Genomic DNA, 19892 nt, shown 5'->3' on the forward strand with positions numbered 1-19892 from the left:
TGCATCGGGTGCTGGTTCATATGGGGCGTGGCGGTAGCGGAAGCGAAATGCGAGGGCGGGATTATACTCTACGGTATCGGCGCGCCATGCGTCCCCTGCGTTCGCTTATCCCTGGATCAGCCTCTGCAACCCGTCCGGATCGAGGATCACCAGCCGGTTCGCCTCCTTCTGCGCGATCCCCTGCTGCACCAGGTTGAGCAGCGCCCGCGTGACCGTCTCGCGGCTGGTATTGATCATGTTGGCGATGTCCTGGTGGGTCGGCAGGTTTTCCACCACCGCCTGGGCGCCGCCGTCGCCGGCGCCGGTGCGCTGCATCAGCGCCAGGTAGGTATAGATGCGGCGCGTGGTGTTGTTGATGCTGAGAATGGCGCGGAATTCGGAATCGCGCTGGATCTTCTGGGCCAGGTGGCGCAGCATCTGGTTGGCCACGCTGGGCGAATGCGAGAACAGGTGCAGGGCGGTGGCGGCCGGCAGGAAGGCCACCAGCACGTCGCTGGTCGCCACCACCGAGGCCGAGCGGGTCGAATTGTTGATGACGGCGATCTCGCCGAAGAAATCGCCCGGCGCCAGGATGCGCAGGCCGATCGAGCGGCCATCCTCGGTCACGTCCACCACCTGCAGCTGGCCGGACAGCAGGAACAGCAGGCCGTCGCCGCTGCCGCCCTTGTGCAGCACCACGTCGCGCTTGTTGTAATGGCGGATGCGCACGTCGCTGCCGACGCGCCGCATCTCCTCGTCGCTGAGGCCGGACAGCAAGGGGATCTTGCGCAGGTTGATCTGGATGTGGCTTTCTTCAGGCAGCGCGTGGTCGGCCGGCTGTCTGGCGGAAGGCGGGGGCGAAGTCTTGCTCAGGGACATCATCGATGGATCCTTTCAACGCGCCTGGCGCCGTTCGGCCGCGCTCACGGCAGCTGCCATTGCCAGCTCAACTGCAAAATCCGGTCATTGTACTGAAAGATGCCGATGTTTTCCCTGTTTCTCACCGCCCGCGCTTCCAGTTGTAGCGTTTGGTGCTTGGCGAACTGGTACGACAGGGCCGTGCGCAGCACCTCGGTGCGCTGGGCGCGCACGGCGTCGATCAGTTCCGGCGCATACGGCGCCGCGCTGCCCCAGGTCTGGCGCGTGTAACCCAGTTCGCCGGTCAGGCTGGCCGGCAGGCTGCGCCGCAGCAACAGGCTGGCGATGCCGCCGTGGCGGTTGCCGCCCGGGCGCTGGGTGCGCGCCCGGTCGTCCAACAGGGCAAAAGCGGCGTTGGCCACCAGCGGACCGCTGCGCCACGACAGCAGGGCGCGGCCTTCCAGCGTCAACGAATCGAAATTGGTGAGGGTCACATACCGGTTCCAGGTGGCGCTGCCGCTCACGGTCAGCTGGGTGCCGGCGGGCAACGGCAGGGCGGGGGTCGCGCGCGCCTGCAACTGCCCCTGGCGCTGGTACAACTGTCCGCCCAGGGTGACCGCGCCGAGGGTGGCGCCGGCGCGCACCGTCCAGCGGCCGATGCGCCACGGCGATTCCACGCCGGCGAACAGCGCTGCACTGTCGTAGCGGTGGATGTGGTCGTTGCGGCGCGCCTGGTACTGGACATAGCCGACGCTGCCGTTCGGCGTGAGTTCGCGCAGGTAGTCCACGCCGACCACGCTGTAATCGTCGCGCTGGGGCAGGAAATCCGGCAGCAGCGTCAATTCGACCGGCTGCTGGCCGCGGTCCACCACCAGCGACGTCACGCTGGCACCCTGGTTGACGTTGCGGTCGATGCCGCGGCCTGCCGTCACCACCGTCGACCTGACCGGTTCCCATGGCTTGCAGCCGGCTTCGCGGGTTTCCGCGATCAGCACCAGGATGTCCTGCGAAGGCTGGAAGCGCGTCTCGAAGGTGGCGAACAGGCGTTCGGCCTCGTCGCCGTTGCCCAGCGCGCACTGGGTCAGCGCGAGGTCCAGCCATGCGCCGGCATGCAGCGGCTGTTCCGCCACCAGGCGCCGCAACGCCTGCGACGCATCGGTACGGCGGCCTTCGGCCAACGCTTCCAGCGCTTCCCGGTACAGCGTTTGCTGCGGCGAGTCGGCCGCGCGGGTTTCCTCGGCGCCGGCATCGGCGCCGTCCGCGCCGTGCGCATGCGCACAGGCCCCGGCCAGTGCCAGCAGCGCGGCCGCCGCCAGGCGATGCGCGCGCAAGCTCATGCCTCCGGCTCCGTCAGGGCGGCGCTCGAAGGCAGGCCGCCACGCATATTGCTGTCCGATCGCTCCATGCTGTCCTGAAAAGTGAAAATCCGGGTTGGTCGTTCCTTGCCGCGCAGGCGCCGTTCGCCCAGCGCCAGAAAACCATGGCGCCGCGCGCGCGCCACCGTACCGGGCCCGATGACGACGTCGTGCGGGTAGTCGCGCGCCGCCTGCTCCAGGCGCGACGCCGTGTTCACGCTGTCGCCGACGGCAGTATAGATACTGCGGAAGCTGGTGCCGAAATCGCCCGCCATGGCGGCGCCGCTTTCGATCCCGATGCGTACCCGCAGCGGCGCATGGCCGCGGCGCTCGCGCGCGGCGCTGAATTCCCGTACCCGCTGCAAGATCGCAAGCGCGGCGTCCAGCGCCAGGTCGGCGTGCCGTTCCAGCGGCAGCGGCGCGCCCCAGAACGCCACCAGGCCGTCGCCGGTGTACTTGTCCAGCGTGCCCTGGCGCTCGATCACCGGTCCGGTGAGGCAGTCGAGGAAGCCGCGGGTGAGCTGCGCGGCTTCCTCGACCGGCAAGGCCTCGACCTGCGCGGTATAGCCCTCCATGTCGGCGATCAGGGTCGTCACGTCCAGCTGACGCGGCTGCAGGGGATCCTCGAGGTCGCTGCGCAGCAGTTCCGCCACCACCGCCGGCGCCACGTACTGGCGCAGCGTCAGCAGCAGGTGGCGCGAACGCCGCTGGCTCAATTGCCACTGGTAGGGCACCGCCACCGCCAGCAGGAACAGGTTGGCGGCCAGCGGCGCGCCGGTGTGGAAGTGCGGGTCGTGCGGGGTGGCCAGGAACGTCAGGCCGAGCCAGGCCAGCGAACTGGCGCCGAGCAGGCCGACGCTGGCCATGGCCGACAAGCGCGAGAAGGCCAGCGGCACCAGCAAGGCCGTCAGCGCGATCCAGCCGAGCGCCAGTGCGCGGCCCGGCCACGGCGCCGGCGCCCGTCCGGCCTGGCGGTCGAGCAGGGTCGACAACATTGCCGCCTGCACTCCCAGGCCGGGACGGCTGGCCGCCAGCGGCGTCGCCACGCGGTCGCCCATGCCGAGCGAGGACGAGCCCACCAGCACCAGGCGGCCGCGCGCGCTGGCCGGGTCGATCGACTGGTCGAGAATGTCGGCAGCGCTGGCCACCGTGTAGGCGCGCCAGTCGCGTTCGAAGCCGACCCGCACCAGGCCGGTGTCCGCCAGCGCGAGCGTTCCCTGGCCGGCGCAGCAATTGACCAGCGCCAGCGCCAGCGCCGGATAGGCATGACCGCCGTAGCGGGTGATCAGCGGCACGCGCCGCAGCGTGCCGTCCGGGTCGGGAATGAAGCCGATGGCGCCGACGTGCGGCGCCTGCGCCAGCGCGGGGTAATTGGCAATGTAGCCGGTGGCTTCGATGCCGCCGGTATAGGTATCCACGGCGCCGCCCAGGTGGCCGTCGCGGATCGGCTCCGGACGCAACCGGGCCAGGTCGAAATCGAAGGCCTGGGCCGGCACCACCGGACCGTGGCGCGCCAGCAGGGCCAGGCGAAGATCGCCGGCGGTGGATGCGGCCTGGGTGCGTGGCGCGGCGCCGGCCATGGTGGCGCTGGCCTCGGGCAGCAGGATGTCGAGGGCGACCCCGCGCGCCTCGTAGCGGCTGAGCAGGATCTCGACCAGGTCGGCCAGGCGCTCGCGCGGCCAGGGCCAGGGGCCGCGCCTGGCCAGGCTGGCCTCGTCGATGTCGACCACCAGCACGCGCGGCTCGGGGGCGTCGCTCACGCGCACGCGCAGGAAGGCGTCGCGCAGCCATTCGTTGGCGACGAACGACAGATGCGTCGGCTGGCCCCACTGCATCCAGGCGCCAAGCGCCACCGCTGCCGCCGCGATCAGCCAGCGCATGGCCGCAGCGGTCTTCCTGGGCGTCTGCAGGGGATGGGGCACGACGGCGGCGAGTGATGGGGGATGTGCTGCCACGCGGATAAAAAGTTTCGAAACCGTTGAAACCAACAAGACATTATAGCGCGCGCATGTTGCTAGCGCGCACTATCCTTTGTAATGGAAGGGAAAAACCAACAGGCGGACGCCAGCGTTCCATTTATAATTGTGACGATCATCACTGTAACCTGCCGCTGCCGCCCTGTAATCTCGGGACAGGGAGGAAACCCGATACCATGTTGCGCCACCAGATTGCCACCATCGTCATTGCCTGTGCGTGGGCCTGCGCCGCCCAGGGCGCGTACGCGGCCGACGCCGGCCGTATCATCTTTACTTCCGGCAAAGCCAGTATCGGCGACCAGCCGGCGGTGGAGGGCGCCCGTGTCCAGGAAGGCCAGCTGCTGGCCACCGGCAACGACGGCTACCTGTACATCAAGACGGTCGACAACGGCCTGTTCATCCTGCGCCCGGGCAGCCGCGCACGCATCGATGCCTACCACGTGGACAATGCCGATCCGGCCAACACGCGCGTCAAGTTCGAACTGCTCGGCGGCGTGGCGCGCAGCAAATCGGGCGATGCGGTCAAGCAGGCGCGCCAGAATTTCCGGTTCAATACGCCGGTTGCCGCGATCGGCGTGCGCGGCACCGATTTCACCGTGTTCACCGACGAGCATACCTCGCGCGTCGCAGTACTGACCGGCGGGGTGGTCGTCAGCGGCTTCGCTGGCGCCTGCAGTCCGGCCGGCAGCGGCCCGTGCGACGGTGCTGCCAGCCGCGAATTGTCGGCGGCCCAGCGTGGCCAGTTGCTGCAGGTGACGCGCGGCCAGGCCGCGCCCCAGTTGCTCAGCGGCAGCGCACTAGCGCCGGACCTGGTGTCGCCGCCGCGCACCGATGAGCCGGTGGCCAAGACCGACGCCGCTGCCGGCGGCAGTTCGACGAATGCCGTCACGCCGAACCTGGAAGCGAAAAAGGTGGCGGCGCTGAACAGCATCGCCGAGCAGGCGCCGGCGGCGCAGCCGCTGCAGCCGGTGCTGCCGGCGCCCACGACGCCGGCGCCGGTACCGGTGCCGGTGGCGGTCGCGCCGGTGCAGCCCGACCAGCCGGTGCAGCCGGACAGCGGCATCGTCTGGGGGCGCTGGCAGCAGGTCGATGCCTATTATCCGAAGTTCCACCTGCCCACCGAGATGTCGAAGAACGAATTGATCGCACTGGACGGCGATTACGCCTTGTTGCGCACGCCCGGACGCGACTTCGTGGCGCCCAACAACGGCGCCGTCGGCTTCACGCTGCGCGAAGCCGAGGCAGTGGTGTATACCGACTACGGCTACGGATCGTTCACGGTGGCGCCCGCCACGGTTGCCAATGGCAGGCTGAATGTCGATTTTGGCAGCCGCGGCTTCACCACCAGCTTCGATATCCTGAGCAAGGGCGAAAGCTTTCCGTTCCAGGCCAGCGGTACGGTCGACACGGATGGCCGCCTGAATGCCGGCGAACAGAGTTCCCCCAAAGGCTACCTGAACCTGCAGGGGCTGCTCAGCAACGACAAGGGCGGTAGCGCGGCCTACATCTTCAACGGCCGCATCGACGACATGCGCCGTGTCAATGGCGCAACATATTGGCAAAAGCGCTAACGCGCCAGAAGCCGGCATCATCCTGAATGATGTGCATTCCAAGGCCCTCGTCGAGAGGGCTTTTGTTTTTGCGCGGCAGCCGCACTGGCCCAGGATGACAGCATCGTGTCATCGGGAGGCGAGGCATGGAATTCTATTCAAAAATCACAAAATGGTTAAAAAGGCAAAATAATTCGAACGTCAAAAATCGCTTTTTAATAAATTGTTCATATTCTTTCAAATTGTTACATGCGTTTGTCTCCCATGCGCTATCACTGACGTATGTATCGACGGTTTTCATTGGGAAAACAGTTCCGTTTCAAGAGAATTACGAACATGCCCTGTGTAAAAAAAAATTTCTCAAATCCGTATAACTTTGCGATTTTTGTGACCGCCATCACATTGAATACGGCATTTGATCTGGCATGATTCGCGGCGTTGGACAGCTACACAAAATTTTGAGGCTGCACAATCTAGACTAATCGATCGATCTAATCGGAGTGTTAAAAATGGCAACGACCTACTACGAAAATATCCAGAAACTGTACGTGGCGTACTTCAACCGCCCGGCAGATCCGTCTGGTCTGGCTTACTGGGAAACCGTGGTCGAGGCGCAGAAGGGCAGCACCACCGCTGTTTCCGCCACGTTCGCCGCTTCGGCCGAATACAAGGCTGCCTACGCCAACATGTCGAACGCAGACATCGTCAACAAGGTCTACCAGAACCTGTTCGGCCGTGCCGCCGAAGCCGAAGGCAAAGCCTACTGGGCCAACCTGCTGGACACCAAGAAGCTGACCGTCGACCAGGTCGTGACCGCCATCGCCGGCGGCGCGCAGACCTCCGACCTGACCGCCTACAACAACAAGGTCAAGGCCGCCATCGCCTTCACCAGCGCCATCGATACCACGGCTGAAATCACCGGCTACAGCGGCGACGCCGCCAACGCCGTCTCGAAGATCTTCATCTCGAGCGTCACCACCGATGCATCGCTGGCGACCGCCGTCACCACCGCCAACCTGAACGCAACCGTCGCCCGCGCCGTGGCCGCCGGCTCGCCGTTCTCGCTGACCTCGGGCCTGACCGTTCTGGATACCGCCAACGCAGCCAAGACCGCATTCCTGGTCACCGCCGATGGCGACACCGATGCCACCACCTCGGCTACCGATATTTCGATCGCCGCTGCCGTCACCACCGCCATCACCGGCGTCGACGCCCTGGTCGCCGGCGACTACACCGGCTCGACGGTCGGCGTGCGCGCTGCCCTGCTGGCAGACCAGCAAGCCGCCAACAGCACCAAGTTGACCGCCGACCAGAAAGCCCTGACCGACGCCAACACCAACATCGCCAAAGTGGCGGGCCTGTCGGCTGCCATGGCTACCCTGGACGCGTCGAACACTGCCGTCACCAACGCCACCACCGCCGACAAGGCAGCGATGGTCGACCTGGCTGCCAAGCTGGCCGCCTACAACACCCAGAACGGCGTTGCCGTAACCGTGGCAGCTGACGGCACCGTCGCCGGCCTGATCACCATCAACGCCGACACCAAGGCCCTGCAACTGGCATCGGGCGTCACCGAAGCCAAATACCCGGGCATCACCGCGCTGCTGACCTCGAGCACCTCGATGGAAGCCGCCGACGCGACCCTGGCCAACGCACAGAAGGCACAAGTCGCTGCGCAGACCGCCGTCGACCGTCTGGACCTGACCGCTGCCGCCCAGGCCGACCTGAAGGACATCGCTGCCGCGATGACCGTGGTCAAGCTGGACACCGGTGCAACCCCGACCCAGGCACAGATCACCACCGAACTGACCCAGCTGGACGCAGTGCGCAAGTCGACCGCCGACATCGCCGCTCAATCGGGCGCTACCGATGCACAAAAAGCTGCCGCTACCGCTGCCGCTGCTGCATACGACAAGTTCAACACGCTCGTCAACAAGATGATCGCCGACGACGACGCCAACCCGCTGGTCGCTGCCCAGACCTCGGCTACCGCCACCGTCAAGGCCGACAACGATGCGATCGCCGCGCTGACCAAGGCAACCGCTACCCTGGATTCCGCCAATGCGACCGCCGCGCAACTGGCTTCGCTGAACGGCCAGGTGAAGGCTGCGCAGGATGCATTCACCTCGCACGACATGCTGCTGCCGGTCACCCTGGCTACCGGCACTACCGTTGCGACTGCGGGTTCGGACATCTACGTTGCCGGCAAGGTCGACGCAACCATCCTGAACTTCAACCTGCTGGGCACCGACTCGCTGTACGTCGGTTCGCAGTACACCCTGAACACCGGCAAGCTGACCACCGGCAACAACGCCATCCTTGAAGCTTTCGTTGCCCAGTCGGGTTCGGACACCACCATCAAGCTGGAAAAGTCGGTGTTCGGTTCGAACACTGCTACGCCGGAAGTCGTCACCATCACCCTGACCGGTGTCGACGCAACCAAAGTGCACCTGACCAACGGCATCATTACCGTGTCGTAATCCAGGTTGGATCACGGGCCGGGTAACCGGCTCGTTCCATCAAACCCCGCTGCCGCAAGGCAGCGGGGTTTTTCTTTTGGGTAAACGTTTGAATGACCAATAGCGCCATAGCTCTGGTCAACCCGTCAATGTGACCACGGCACCACTCGTTGTTTGAAAAAATGTGACCCACATCACATTTTTGGATCGATCTGATAGATAATTGGTCTCATAAATTTCTTTGAATCATTACGCACGGGCCTGCCAGGTTCCATGTCCCCACATATGAAAAAACTGCTGGAAAAGAAGAGCGAAATCGAGCTGGTGCTGAGGTCGTTCAAGAGCACGTTCTTCACGGTCGGCGCCTTCAGCGCGATCGTCAACCTGCTGATGCTGGCGCCGTCGCTGTACATGCTGCAGGTGTACGACCGTGTGCTGGGCAGCCGCAACGAGATCACGCTGCTGATGCTGACCCTGCTCATCGTCGGCGCCTACCTGTTCATGGGCGGCCTCGAACTGATCCGCTCGTTCGTGCTGGTGCGCGTCGGCGCCCAGTTCGACATGAAGATGAACAAGCGCGTCTACACCGCCGCCTTCGAGCACAACCTGAAGCAGGCAGGCGGCAATGCCGGCCAGGCGCTGGCCGACCTCACCAACATCCGCCAGTTCCTCACCGGCAGTGCGCTGTTCGCGTTTTTCGACGCGCCCTGGTTCCCGATCTACCTGATCGTGATCTTTGCGTTCGAGCCGGTGCTGGGCTTGTTCGCGCTGGCCGGCACGGTCATCCTGATCATCCTGGCAGTGGTCAACGAACGCGTCACCAAGGAACCGCTGGCGGAAGCGAACTCGATGTCGATCCAGGCCAACACCCTGGCCACCAACAACCTGCGCAACGCCGAAGTCATCGAATCGATGGGCATGCTGCCCAGCCTGATGGCACGCTGGTTCAAGTTGCACGGCAAATTCCTCAGTCTGCAGGCGGACGCCAGCCAGAAGGCCGGCCTGATCGGCGCCGTGACCAAGTTCGTGCAGGTGTCGATGCAATCGCTGGTGCTGGGCCTGGGCGCGCTGCTGGTGCTGGACAACAAGATCACCCCGGGCATGATGATCGCCGCCTCCATCCTGCTGGGCCGCACCCTGCAACCGGTGCAGCAGGTGATCTCGGTGTGGAAGAGCGTCAGCGGCGTGCGCAGCTCGTACGACCGCCTCACCGCGCTGCTGGAAGCGAATCCGGTGCGCGAAGCCGGCATGGCGCTGCCGGCGCCGCAGGGCGGCATCGCGCTGGACGGCGTGACCGCCGCGCCGCCGGGCGTCAAGACGCCGGTGGTCAAGGGCGTGTCGTTCGCGATCGCGCCGGGTGAAGTGCTGGGCGTGCTCGGCCCGAGCGGTTCCGGCAAGTCGACCCTGGCGCGCCTGCTGGTGGGCGTGTGGCCGGCGATGATCGGCAAGGTGCGCCTGGACGGCGCCGACATCTACCAGTGGAGCAAGGCCGAGCTGGGCCCGCACGTGGGTTACCTGCCACAGGACATCGAACTGTTCGCCGGCACCATCAGCGAGAACATCGCCCGCTTCGGCGAGGTCGACGCCGACAAGGTGGTGCAGGCGGCCAAGCGCGCCGGCGTGCACGAGATGATCCTGCAATTCCCGCAAGGCTACGACACCGCGCTGGGCGACGGCGGCGCCGGCCTGTCGGGCGGTCAGAAGCAGCGCATCGGCCTGGCGCGCGCCATGTACGGCGACCCGGCGTTGCTGGTGCTGGACGAACCCAACTCGAACCTGGACGACATCGGCGAACAGGCCTTGTTGAATGCGGTAATGGAACTGCGCCAGCGCGGCAAGACCATCGTCATGATCACGCACCGCCCGAACGTGGTGCAGGTCACCACCCGCCTGCTGCTGATGCGCGAGGGCGCGGTCCATATGTTTGGCCCGAGCAACCAGGTGCTGGCGGCGCTGCAGGAAGCCAACAAGAAAGCGCTGGAAGCGCAGGCCGCGCAGCAGGCTGCGGCCCAGCAGGCCCAGGCGCAAGCCCAGGCGGCCGCCCAGCGCGCGGCAGCCGCGGCCGCTGGCGCCACTACCGGAGAAACGAACTGATGAAACTGATAACCACCAAGGCGCAGGACGTCGTCTCGCACGATGTCGCGCCGCTCGAAGTGAATACCGATGCGCGCAGCTATGCGCGCATGGGATGGCTGATCGTGCTGCTGGGCGTCGGCGGTTTCCTGCTGTGGGCGTTGCTGGCGCCGCTCGACAAGGGCGTGCCGATGGGCGGCACCGTGGCCAAGGAATCGAACCGCCAGGCAGTGCAGCACCAGTCCGGCGGCACCATCCAGCAGATCCTGGTGCGCGACGGCGACGTGGTCAAGGCCGGCCAGGTGCTGGTGCGCATGAACCCGATCGTCGCCAGGTCCGCGGTCGAGATGACCGACAGCCAGTACCTGAGCGCGCGCGCCACCGAAGCGCGCCTGATGGCCGAACGCGACGGCGCCAGGAGCATCAAGTTCCCGGCCGAGCTGGAACAGCGCCGCAACGAGCCGCGCGCGGCCGAGATGATGAGCCTGCAGACGGGGCTGCTGGCGTCGCGCCAGGCGTCGCTGCAGAACGAACTGGGCGGCGTGGACGAAAGCATCGCCGGCCTGAAGGTCCAGATCAAGGGCTTGCAGGAGTCGCGTGACAGCAAGAAGGAACAGGTCAACATCCTCAAGGAGCAGTTGTCCGGCATGCGCGACCTGGCCAAGGAAGGCTACATCGCGCGCAACCGCCTGCTCGACCTGGAGCGTACCTTCGCCCAGCTGAGCGGCTCGATTTCGGAAGACATCGGCAACATCGGCCGCGCCCAGCGCCAGGTGACCGAGCTGACCCTGCGCAAGTCGCAGCGCGTGCAGGACTACCAGAAGGAAGTGCGCACCCAGCTGACCGACGTGCAGCGCGAGGCCGAGGCCCAGCAGGCACGCCTGCAGGCGCAGAACTTCGAACTGTCCAACGTCGAGGTGAAGTCGCCGGCCGACGGCACCGTGGTCGGCCTGGCGGTGTTTACCCCGGGCGGCGTGGTGCCAGCCGGCTTCAAGATGATGGACATCGTGCCGAGCGACGACCCGCTGGTGGTCGAGGGCCAGCTGCCGGTGAACCTGATCGACCGCGTGCATCCGGGCCTGAAGACCGAGCTGATCTTCTCGGCGTTCAACGCCAACCGCACCCCGCACATTCCGGGCGTGGTGGAGCAGGTCGCGGCCGACCGCACGGTCGACGAGCGCACCGGCGCCTCCTTCTATAAAGTACGCGTGAAGGTGACGCCGGAAGGCCAGAAGATGGTCGCCTCCCACAAGATGGACATCCGCTCCGGCATGCCGGTGGAGCTGTTCGTCAAGACCGGCGAGCGCACCATGATGAATTACCTGCTCAAGCCGGTGCTCGACCGCGCCCGTTCGTCGCTGAGCGAGGAGTGAACGTGGCACGCAACGAGGATATCAAGGTGGCAAACCGAAATCGATGCGTACGCGGTGGCGCGCTGCGCCGCGCCGCGCTGGCCCTGGCGGCGGGCGCCGTCGCACTGGCCGCCGGCCAGGCCGGCGCGGTGACGCTGCAGCAGGCCTACCAGGCGGCACTGAAGAACGACCCGACCTATCGCGTCAGCTTCTACGACAAGGAAGCGGCCAAGGAAAACGCGATCATCGGCCGTTCCTACCTGCTGCCGAGCGTGTCGGGCAGCTATTCGTCCAGCCGCAACGTGGCCGACGTCGATGCGCTGCAGAGCCTGGGCGGTGGCCTCTACGGCCGCACCCTGACCCATCCGCACTACATCAGCCGCTCATCGATCGTGCAGCTGCGCCAGCCCATCCTGAACCTGGACGGCGTGGCGCGTTACCGCCAGGGCAAGGTGCAGGCCAGGCAGGGCGAGGCCGCGTTCGAGGCCGGCACCGACGAGGTCGCGGTGCGCGTGGTCAGCGCTTACATGGATGCGCTGTTCGCCGAGGACCAGATCGCGCTGTCGCGGGTTTCGCGCGACATGTACCGCGAAATGATGAAGGTGAACGACCGCCTGTTCGAAAAGGGCGAGGGCACCAAGACCGACACGCTGGAAACCCAGGCGCGCCTGGACCTGGCCGAGGCGCAGCTGGTCGAGGCGCAGGACAATGCCGTGGCCGCGCGCGAGACCCTGGCCGGCATCATCGGCATGGATCCGGGCAACCTCGACAAGCTGGGCAACGGCTTCCGTCCGCTCACCATTACCCCCGGCACCTTCGAGGAGTGGGAAAAGATCGCGCTCGCGAAGAATCCAGCGCTGGCGGCGGGGCGCCTGGCGGTGGAAAACGCACGCCTGGACATCGACCGCAACCGCGCCGGCCATTATCCGCGGGTGGACTTCGTCGCCGCCTACAGCAAGGGCGACGCGGAATCGATCAATACCTACACGCAGAACACGGTGAACCGCACGATCGGCGTACAGGTCAACATCCCGATCTACCAGGGCGGCGCGATCAGCGCGACCACGCGCCAGGCTGCCGCCACCTACGGGCGCGCCCAGTCCGATCTCGACGCCCGCACCAACCAGGTACTGGTCGAACTGCGCAAGGCCCACAGCCTGGTGCAGTCGAGCGTGCGCAAGATCTCGGCGCTGGAAAAGGCGGTCGGCTCCGGCAAGCTCTTGATGACCGCCACCGAACAGAGCATCAAGGGCGGCGTGCGCATCAACCTCGACCTGCTCAACGCCCAGCAGCAACTGTACACCAGCCAGCGCGACCTGGCCCAGGCGCGCTATTCCTATCTGATCGGCCTGCTGCGCCTGCGCGCCGCCGCCGGCACGCTGGACGACGGCAGCGTGCGCGAGGTCGCCGCCTTCCTGCGTTGACAGGACCGGGGCGGCGGCATGAAAAAAGGCAGCCTCGGCTGCCTTTTTTTCGCGCTTGTGCCGGCCGCGCCCGGAAGGTTACGGTGCCACCGCGGCGTCGATCGCCGGCGCCTCTGCCCTGGAAGCGGCGCATTGCGGGCAGGACAGGCCCACCACGTATTCGGGCGCCAGCTGCTGGCGCGGCGTGACCACCGCGCGGCAGGCGAAGCATTGCACGGTCTCGGTCGGCTCCAGTTTCGGATTCAGGGCGGTGCGGTAGTCGAACACGAAGCAGTCGCCCGTGTAGTGATCGCCGCCGACGTCCTCGAAGTACTTCAGGATGCCGCCGTCGAGCTGGTAGACGCGCTCGTAGCCGATGTTCTGCATGTGGATCGCGGCTTTTTCGCAACGGATGCCGCCGGTGCAGAAGGTCACCACGGTCTTGCCCTGCAACGTGTCCTTGTGCCGCGCCACCACGTCCGGGAATTCGCTGAACTTGTCGATGCGGTAGTCGAGCGTGTTGTCGAAGGTGCCGACGTCGACTTCGAAGGCGTTGCGGGTTTCCATCATCACCACCGGCACGCCCTCGTCGTCGTGGCCCTGGTCGAGCCAGCGCTTGAGCGTCTTCGGATCGACCGATGGCGCGCGCCCGAGTTCCGGCTGGATCAGGGGCATGCGCATCGTGATGATTTCCTTCTTGATGCGCACCAGCATGCGCCGATGCGACTGCTCGTTCGACAGGCTTTCCTTCCATTCCAGGTCGGCCAGGCGGGCATCGCTGCGCACCCAGTCCAGGTAGCGGTCGATCCGTTCGCGGGTGCCGGACACGAATATGTTGATGCCTTCCGGCGTCAGCAGCACCGTGCCCTTGAGATCGAGCTCGTTGCACAGTGCCTGGTACTGCGGGCGCAGCGTTTCCAGGTTGTCGAGGGTGACGAATTTGTAGGCGGCGATGTTGACGTACATGGTAATGACCAGGGAGATCGGGATGAACCGGCTATTATAAAGCAGGGTTCGGGGCGGGGACAGTACCGGCGGACGGGGCGAAAAATGTCGCCAGGGTTGCTGCTTTTGCATCAGAATGTGTTGTATGTTGCCATCGAGTGGGGCACTCATGCGTTCGATGAACCTGCGTTACCAGCCGCGTGTCGACCAGTTGCGCTGGCTGGCCGCCACCCTGGTCTTCCTGTACCACTTCCAGCTCGAATACCGTGGACTGGGCGGTGCGGCGCTGGCCACTCCCTGGGCCGGCATCGTTACCGAAGGGCATACCGGCGTCGGCCTGTTCTTCACCTTGTCCGGCTTCCTGTTCATGCGGATCGCGCAGCACAACGACGGCGTGCTGCGCTACGGCGACTACCTGCGCAACCGCTTGCTGCGCATCGCGCCGCTGTTCCTGACCATCTTCCTGGTGGCGACGTCGATCGGACGCGACGATTTCCAGCCGCAAGACCTGCTGTACCTGCTGGCGACCAACCTCGGCCACGCGCCGACGTCCGCCACGGTGGTCACCGGCGCGGCCTGGACCATTTCCCTGGAATGCCTGTTCTACCTGCTGTTTCCCTTCCTGGCGCGTTTCACGCTCGAACGCGGCGCGCGCTACCTGCTGCAATGGCTGGCGCTGATGGCGTTCTTCAAGCTGGCCGCGTACGGCGTCAACCGCAACAGTACCCTGATGTATTTTTGCACCTTCATCGGCCGCTTCGACCAGTTCCTGGCCGGCATGCTGGCGGCCATGCTGTACCGGCGCCATCGCGCCGGCCTGCACCGCCACGCACCCTGGCTGCTGGCGCCGGCGGCGGCGCTGGTGATTGCCGGCAGCGCCGCGCTGCACCGCTTCGCGCCGTTCGGCGGCAGTCCGGCGGCGCCGCTCTGGATCTTCTGGTCGCTGTTCGAAAGCTTCGGCTGGGCCTGGTTTATCCTGGCCTGGGCCGCCTTCGAGCCGCGCCTGCCGCGACCGCTCGAGCGCATGCTGTGCCACGGCGGCAAGGTGAGCTTTTCGTTTTATCTGCTGCACATGGGCATGCTGCATCTGCTGGCCGAGCATGTCGGCCTGGTGCGTCCCAGCGGTATCGGCTGGATCGACGCTGCCGTCATGGTCGCGCTGGCCTACGGCGCTTCCTGGGCGCTGGCGACGCTGAGCTACCACACGATCGAAGAGCCGTTCCTGCGCCTGCGGCGGCGTTACGGTCCCGCCAGGGCGGCGGCGCCGCCAACGCTGGACGAAGTGCGCCCGAGGATGCAGGCGGGGATACGGAAATGGCATTGAAACAGTCGAGCGTCGCCGGGAACTGTCAAGCAGGACCATGCCGATGGGCGGTTGGTAAAGCCGCCACACCCGGCGGCGCCGGGCCAGGCCGGCGTTCACGGGCGCGGCCCCGGCTTGGTAGAATGCCGGCATGACTTCCCCGATCTTTACCCATCTGCGCGTCCATTCGGAATATTCCATCGTCGACGGACTCGTCCGTATCGACGACCTGGTGGGCGCCGCCGCCAAGGACGGCCAGCCGGCGCTGGCGGTCACCGACCTGGCCAACGCCTTCGCCCTGGTGCGCTTCTACAAGACGGCGCGCGGCAAGGGCATCAAGCCGGTCATGGGAGTCGACGCCTGGATCAGCAACGACGACAACCGCGACAAACCTTACCGCTTGCTGCTGCTGGCCAAGAACCGCACCGGCTACCTGCAGCTGTGCGACCTGCTGGCGCGCGCCTCGCTCACCAACCAATACAAAGGCCGCGCCGAGCTACGCCCCGAGTGGCTGGAAGCGCTGGCCGCGTCGACCTCGACGCTGGAACCGGACGCGCCGCAGGACAACGCGCTGATCGTGCTGTCCGGCGCCCAGTTCGGCGAGGTCGGCATGGCGATCGACAACGGCGACATCGCCAAGGCCGAGGCCGTCGCCGCGCGCTGGGCCGCCGTGTTCCCGAACCATTTCTATATCGAGATCCAGCGCGCCGGCCAGCCCAACCAGGAACAGCAGGTGCGCCATTCGGTGGCGCTGGCCGGCCGCCTCGGGCTGCCGGTGGTGGCGACGCACCCGGTGCAGTTCATCCGCAAGGACGAATTCATCGCCCACGAGGCGCGCGTCTGCATCGCCGAGGGCGAGATGCTGGCCAACGCCAAGCGCGTGCGCCGCTTCAACCAGGAGATGTGTTTTAAATCGCAGGCCGAGATGGCCGAGCTGTTCAAGGACTTGCCGGGCGCGCTCGCCAACTCGGTCGAGATCGCCAAGCGCTGCAACGTCACGCTCACGCTGGGCAAGCCGCAGCTGCCGGACTTCCCGACGCCGCCGGGCATGACCATCGACGATTTCCTGGTGGCCGAGACCAGGAAGGGCCTGGAAGAGCGCCTGGTGCAGCTGTATCCGGACCCGCTGGCGCGCGAGCGCGAGCGGCCGCGCTACGAGGCGCGCCTGGAATTCGAGAACCAGACCATCATCAAGATGAAGTTTCCCGGCTACTTCCTGATCGTGGCCGAGTTCATCCAGTGGGGCAAGAACAACGGCGTGCCGATCGGACCGGGGCGCGGTTCGGGCGCCGGTTCGCTGGTGGCCTACGCGCTGAAGATCACCGACCTCGATCCGCTCAAATACAACCTGCTGTTCGAGCGCTTCCTGAACCCGGAACGCGTCTCGATGCCCGACTTCGACATCGACTTCTGCCAGGAAAAGCGCGAACTGGTGATCCAGCACGTGAAGGATTTGTACGGACGCGAGGCAGTGTCGCAGATCGCCACCTTCGGCACCATGGCGGCCAAGGGCGCGATCCGCGACGTCGGCCGCGTGCTCGATTTCGGCTATACGTTCTGCGACGGCATCTCGAAACTGATCCCGTTCAAGCCGGGCAAGCCGGTCTCGATCGCCGAGGCGATCGAGGAAGAGCCGATGCTCAAGGAGCGCCTCAACAACGAGGAAGAAGTGAAGCAGCTGCTCGACCTGGCGCAGCAGGTCGAGGGCATCACGCGCGGCATCGGCATGCACGCCGGCGGCGTGCTGATCGCGCCGGGCAAGCTCACCGACTTCTGCCCGCTGTACACCCAGGGCGGGGACGCCGGCGTGGTGTCGCAGTACGACAAGGACGACGTCGAAGCGGTCGGCCTGGTCAAGTTCGACTTCCTGGGCCTGACCACCCTGACCATCCTCGACCGCGCCGTCAACTACATCCGCGCGCTCGACCCGGCCGACGCCGGCTTCAACCTGGAGTCGCTGGAACTGACCGACCGGGCTTCCTATAAACTGCTGTCCGACGCCAAGACGGTCGCCATCTTCCAGCTGGAATCGCGCGGCATGCAGGGCATGCTCAAGGATGCGCGTCCCGACCGCTTCGAGGACATCATCGCGCTGGTGGCCCTGTACCGCCCCGGTCCGATGGACCTGATCCCGGATTTCTGCAAGCGCAAGCACGGCGAGAAGTTCGACTATCCGGACCCGCGCACCGAGTCGATCCTGTCCGAGACCTACGGCATCATGGTCTACCAGGAACAGGTGATGCAGATGGCGCAGATCGTCGGCGGCTATTCGCTGGGCGGCGCCGACATGCTGCGCCGCGCGATGGGCAAGAAAAAGGCCGAGGAGATGGCCGAGCACCGCGAGATCTTCCGCGCCGGCGCCGCCAAGGATGGCCTGTCGACCGACAAGGCCGACGAGATCTTCGACCTGATGGAAAAGTTCGCGGGCTACGGTTTCAACAAGTCGCACGCCGCCGCCTACGCGCTGCTGTCCTACCACACCGCCTACCTGAAGGTGCACCATACGGCCGCCTTCATGGCCGCCAACATGTCGCTGGCGATGGAAGACACGGACAAGATCAAGATCCTGGTCGAGGATGCGATCGACGTCTGCAAGCTGACCCTGCTGCCGCCGGACGTCAACGAATCGCAGTTCCGCTTCACGCCGGAAGGCCCGCCGCGTTCCGTCACCGGCAAGCAGGTGGCGAACATCCGCTACGGCCTGGGCGGCGTGAAGGGCGCGGGGCAGGGCGCGATCGAGGCGATCATCGCCGCGCGCACGGACGGAGGCAAGTTCAAGGACCTGTTCGACTTCTGCAAGCGCGTCGACCGCAAGCAGATCAACCGCCGCACCATCGAATCGCTGATCCGCGCCGGCGCCATGGATTGCTTCGGCGTCGACCGCGCCATCCTGCTGGCATCGGTGGCGTTCGCGATGGAAGCGGCCGGCCAGGCCGCCGCCGCCGCCAACCAGGTCAGCCTGTTCGGCGGCGACGACAGCGACATGGTGGCCCCGCCGGACTACGTCAAGGCCACGCCCTGGACCGACCGCCAGAAGCTGTCCGAGGAAAAGACCGCGCTCGGCTACTACCTGTCGGGCCACATGTTCGATTCCTACGCGGGCGAGGTGCGCCGCTTCGCCAAGACCAAATTGAAGGACCTGGAACCGTCGCGCGACCCGCGCATGCTGTGCGGCGTGATCACCGGCGTGCGCACCCAGCTGACCCAGCGCGGCAAGATCCTGATCGTGGCGCTCGACGACAAGACCGGCACGGTCGAGGTCACCATCTACAACGAGCTGCTGGAAGCGAACAAGAACATCTTCCGCGAGGACGAGTTCCTGCTGGTGGTCGGCAAGGTGTCGGAAGACCGCTTCAACGGCGGCCTGCGCATCACGGCGGAAAAGGTGTACGACATCGCCGGCGCGCGCATCCAGTATGGCCACAAGCTGGAGATGGACCTGGCCTGCTCGGTGGCGCCGAGCCGCCTGGCCGAGATCCTGCAGCCCTACCGCCACCACGACGGCCTGCCGGTCAGCCTGCGCGTGGCGCCGCAGGGCATCCCGTGCACGCTGCAGCTGGGCGACGGCTGGCGCGTGGCGCCGTCGGACGAGCTCAAAGCGGCGCTGGAGCTGCAGCTGGGGGCGTCGGCGGTGGCGGTCGAGTATTGAGCGGTGCGTATCACCGCGTGGACGGCGCACACGCCGGGGGCAAATCGGCCCACGGCGGTGGAGCCGTCCACCCTACGCATCATCGTCACAGACGGATGCCGTGCCGTGGTATTTACCGGCCCGCGTCCATGCCGGCGGCGCCGTGCTCGCGCAATCCCTGCACCGCCCGGGTGACCTTGGCCCCGGCGCGCGCCAGCACCAGGTCGCGGTTGCTGCCTTCGCGGTCGCGCGCCGCTTCGCGGTGCCACAAATGGAACACCTCGGTGGCAAAGGCGCCGTCGCGGCGCAGCACGCCGGCGTGGAACAGGCGCACCACCAGGTCGGAATCCTCGTAGCCCCATCCCGTAAAGCTTTCGTCGAAGCCGTTCACGCGCTCGAGGTCTTGCCGCCACACGGCCAGGTTGCAGCTCTTGATGCGGCGCCAGCTGAATCGCCTCGAGGTGCGCCCCAGGTCGGGCCAGCGCACGGCCAGTTGCAGCGCCTTGTTGAGGTCGCCATGCAGGCGCCAGCGCAGGCAGGTGGCGAGCGGCGCCGCGGCCACGTCGATATCTTGTTCCAGCACGCGGCGGGTGAGCGCCTCGCTCATCAGGATGCGGCTGCCCGACACCAGGCAGCCCGGCCGCGCCAGCGCGCGGTGGCGCGCGACGAAGTCGCGCTGCGGGATGCAGTCGCCGTCCAGGAAGACGATGTAGTTGCCCCGGGCCGCCAGGATGCCGCGGTTGCGCGCCATCGCCGCGCGAAAACCGTTATCCGCTTGCCAAACGTGTTGTATTGACACCGGCGCGCCTTGCGCCAGGCGCTCGATGCAGGCGCGCGTGTTGGCAGTCGAGCCATCATCAGCGATAATGATTTCGAAATTTTTATCGCTCTGCATGAAACATGCCCGCACCACTGCCGCCAGGGCGTCCGGCCGGTTATAGGTGGTGATCACGACCGAGATCGTCTGTGCCGAGTTTGTCTGTGCGCTGGGCATGAGGTCCGTTGTACACT

12 protein-coding genes are annotated in these 19892 nt (G+C 66.1%); 7 read left to right on the forward strand and 5 right to left on the reverse strand.

The annotated features are described in order from the left end of the window. Positions 1-105: 105 nt before the first annotated feature. Genes HH212_RS12305 through HH212_RS12315 form a run of 3 tightly spaced genes read right to left on the reverse strand, consistent with a single transcriptional unit; the run spans position 106 to position 4114 of the window. Positions 106-861 carry a Crp/Fnr family transcriptional regulator gene (locus tag HH212_RS12305; protein ID WP_229217690.1) on the reverse strand — a complete coding sequence of 252 codons (756 nt, stop codon included), beginning with the start codon at positions 859-861 and terminating at the stop codon, positions 106-108. 41 nt (positions 862-902) lie between these two features. After that, positions 903-2174: a tetratricopeptide repeat protein gene (locus HH212_RS12310; protein WP_170202739.1), complete on the reverse strand. Its 1272-nt coding sequence runs from the start codon at positions 2172-2174 to the stop codon at positions 903-905. Next, positions 2171-4114, reverse strand: coding sequence for a CHASE2 domain-containing protein (locus HH212_RS12315; RefSeq protein WP_229217691.1), 1944 nt, complete (start codon positions 4112-4114; stop codon positions 2171-2173). Before HH212_RS12315 ends, HH212_RS12310 begins: the two co-directional genes overlap by 4 nt. 230 nt (positions 4115-4344) lie before the next feature. Here HH212_RS12315 and HH212_RS12320 point away from each other — a divergent pair, with 230 nt between their 5' ends. The 5 genes from HH212_RS12320 to HH212_RS12340 all read left to right on the forward strand — a co-directional run bounded on the left by HH212_RS12320 (position 4345) and on the right by HH212_RS12340 (position 13026). After that, entirely contained in the window at positions 4345-5739 is a 1395-nt protein-coding gene (locus HH212_RS12320; protein ID WP_170202740.1) for a FecR family protein, read from the forward strand. A 488-nt stretch (positions 5740-6227) separates the two neighbouring features. Then, positions 6228-8198: a DUF4214 domain-containing protein gene (locus tag HH212_RS12325; protein ID WP_170202741.1), complete on the forward strand. Its 1971-nt coding sequence runs from the start codon at positions 6228-6230 to the stop codon at positions 8196-8198. Between the two features lie 252 nt (positions 8199-8450). Next, complete coding sequence (locus tag HH212_RS12330; protein ID WP_370663924.1) at positions 8451-10271, forward strand: type I secretion system permease/ATPase; 1821 nt, start codon at positions 8451-8453, stop codon at positions 10269-10271. Beyond that, positions 10271-11623, forward strand: a complete 1353-nt coding sequence (locus HH212_RS12335) for an HlyD family type I secretion periplasmic adaptor subunit (protein ID WP_170202742.1) — start codon at positions 10271-10273, stop codon at positions 11621-11623. The genes HH212_RS12330 and HH212_RS12335 overlap by 1 nt, the downstream gene beginning before the upstream one ends. A gap of 26 nt (positions 11624-11649) precedes the next feature. Next, a complete protein-coding gene (locus HH212_RS12340; protein ID WP_170202743.1) occupies positions 11650-13026 on the forward strand; it encodes a TolC family outer membrane protein in 1377 nt (458 codons plus the stop codon). A gap of 78 nt (positions 13027-13104) precedes the next feature. Here HH212_RS12340 and HH212_RS12345 read toward each other — a convergent pair whose 3' ends face one another. After that, entirely contained in the window at positions 13105-13971 is an 867-nt protein-coding gene (locus tag HH212_RS12345; protein WP_170202744.1) for a sulfurtransferase, read from the reverse strand. 148 nt (positions 13972-14119) lie between these two features. On the opposite strand from HH212_RS12345, the gene HH212_RS12350 reads away from it, so the two are divergent. Then, the gene (locus HH212_RS12350; RefSeq protein ID WP_170202745.1) at positions 14120-15274 is read left to right on the forward strand and encodes an acyltransferase family protein; all 1155 of its coding nucleotides are present in this window, start codon (positions 14120-14122) and stop codon (positions 15272-15274) included. Between the two features lie 130 nt (positions 15275-15404). Further along, positions 15405-18902 (forward strand): DNA polymerase III subunit alpha, encoded by a 3498-nt coding sequence (gene dnaE, locus HH212_RS12355; protein WP_170202746.1) that lies wholly within the window; start codon positions 15405-15407, stop codon positions 18900-18902. Between the two features lie 112 nt (positions 18903-19014). On the opposite strand, the gene HH212_RS12360 is transcribed toward dnaE, so the two are convergent. Beyond that, positions 19015-19833, reverse strand: a complete 819-nt coding sequence (locus HH212_RS12360) for a glycosyltransferase family 2 protein (protein ID WP_229217692.1) — start codon at positions 19831-19833, stop codon at positions 19015-19017. Between the last annotated feature and the right edge of the window lie 59 nt (positions 19834-19892).

The sequence above is a fragment of the Massilia forsythiae genome, from assembly GCF_012849555.1.
GTDB lineage: Bacteria > Pseudomonadota > Gammaproteobacteria > Burkholderiales > Burkholderiaceae_D > Telluria > Telluria forsythiae.

What these genes read in the sequence shown, in the direction of transcription:
- HH212_RS12305 (WP_229217690.1), bottom strand. Translation starts at nt 861, where the DNA reads ATGATGTCCCTGAGCAAGACTTCGCCCCCGCCTTCCGCCAGACAGCCG.
- HH212_RS12310 (WP_170202739.1), bottom strand. Translation starts at nt 2,174, where the DNA reads ATGAGCTTGCGCGCGCATCGCCTGGCGGCGGCCGCGCTGCTGGCACTG.
- HH212_RS12320 (WP_170202740.1), top strand. Translation starts at nt 4,345, where the DNA reads ATGTTGCGCCACCAGATTGCCACCATCGTCATTGCCTGTGCGTGGGCC.
- HH212_RS12325 (WP_170202741.1), top strand. Translation starts at nt 6,228, where the DNA reads ATGGCAACGACCTACTACGAAAATATCCAGAAACTGTACGTGGCGTAC.
- HH212_RS12330 (WP_370663924.1), top strand. Translation starts at nt 8,451, where the DNA reads ATGTCCCCACATATGAAAAAACTGCTGGAAAAGAAGAGCGAAATCGAG.
- HH212_RS12335 (WP_170202742.1), top strand. Translation starts at nt 10,271, where the DNA reads ATGAAACTGATAACCACCAAGGCGCAGGACGTCGTCTCGCACGATGTC.
- HH212_RS12345 (WP_170202744.1), bottom strand. Translation starts at nt 13,971, where the DNA reads ATGTACGTCAACATCGCCGCCTACAAATTCGTCACCCTCGACAACCTG.
- HH212_RS12350 (WP_170202745.1), top strand. Translation starts at nt 14,120, where the DNA reads ATGCGTTCGATGAACCTGCGTTACCAGCCGCGTGTCGACCAGTTGCGC.
- dnaE (WP_170202746.1), top strand. Translation starts at nt 15,405, where the DNA reads ATGACTTCCCCGATCTTTACCCATCTGCGCGTCCATTCGGAATATTCC.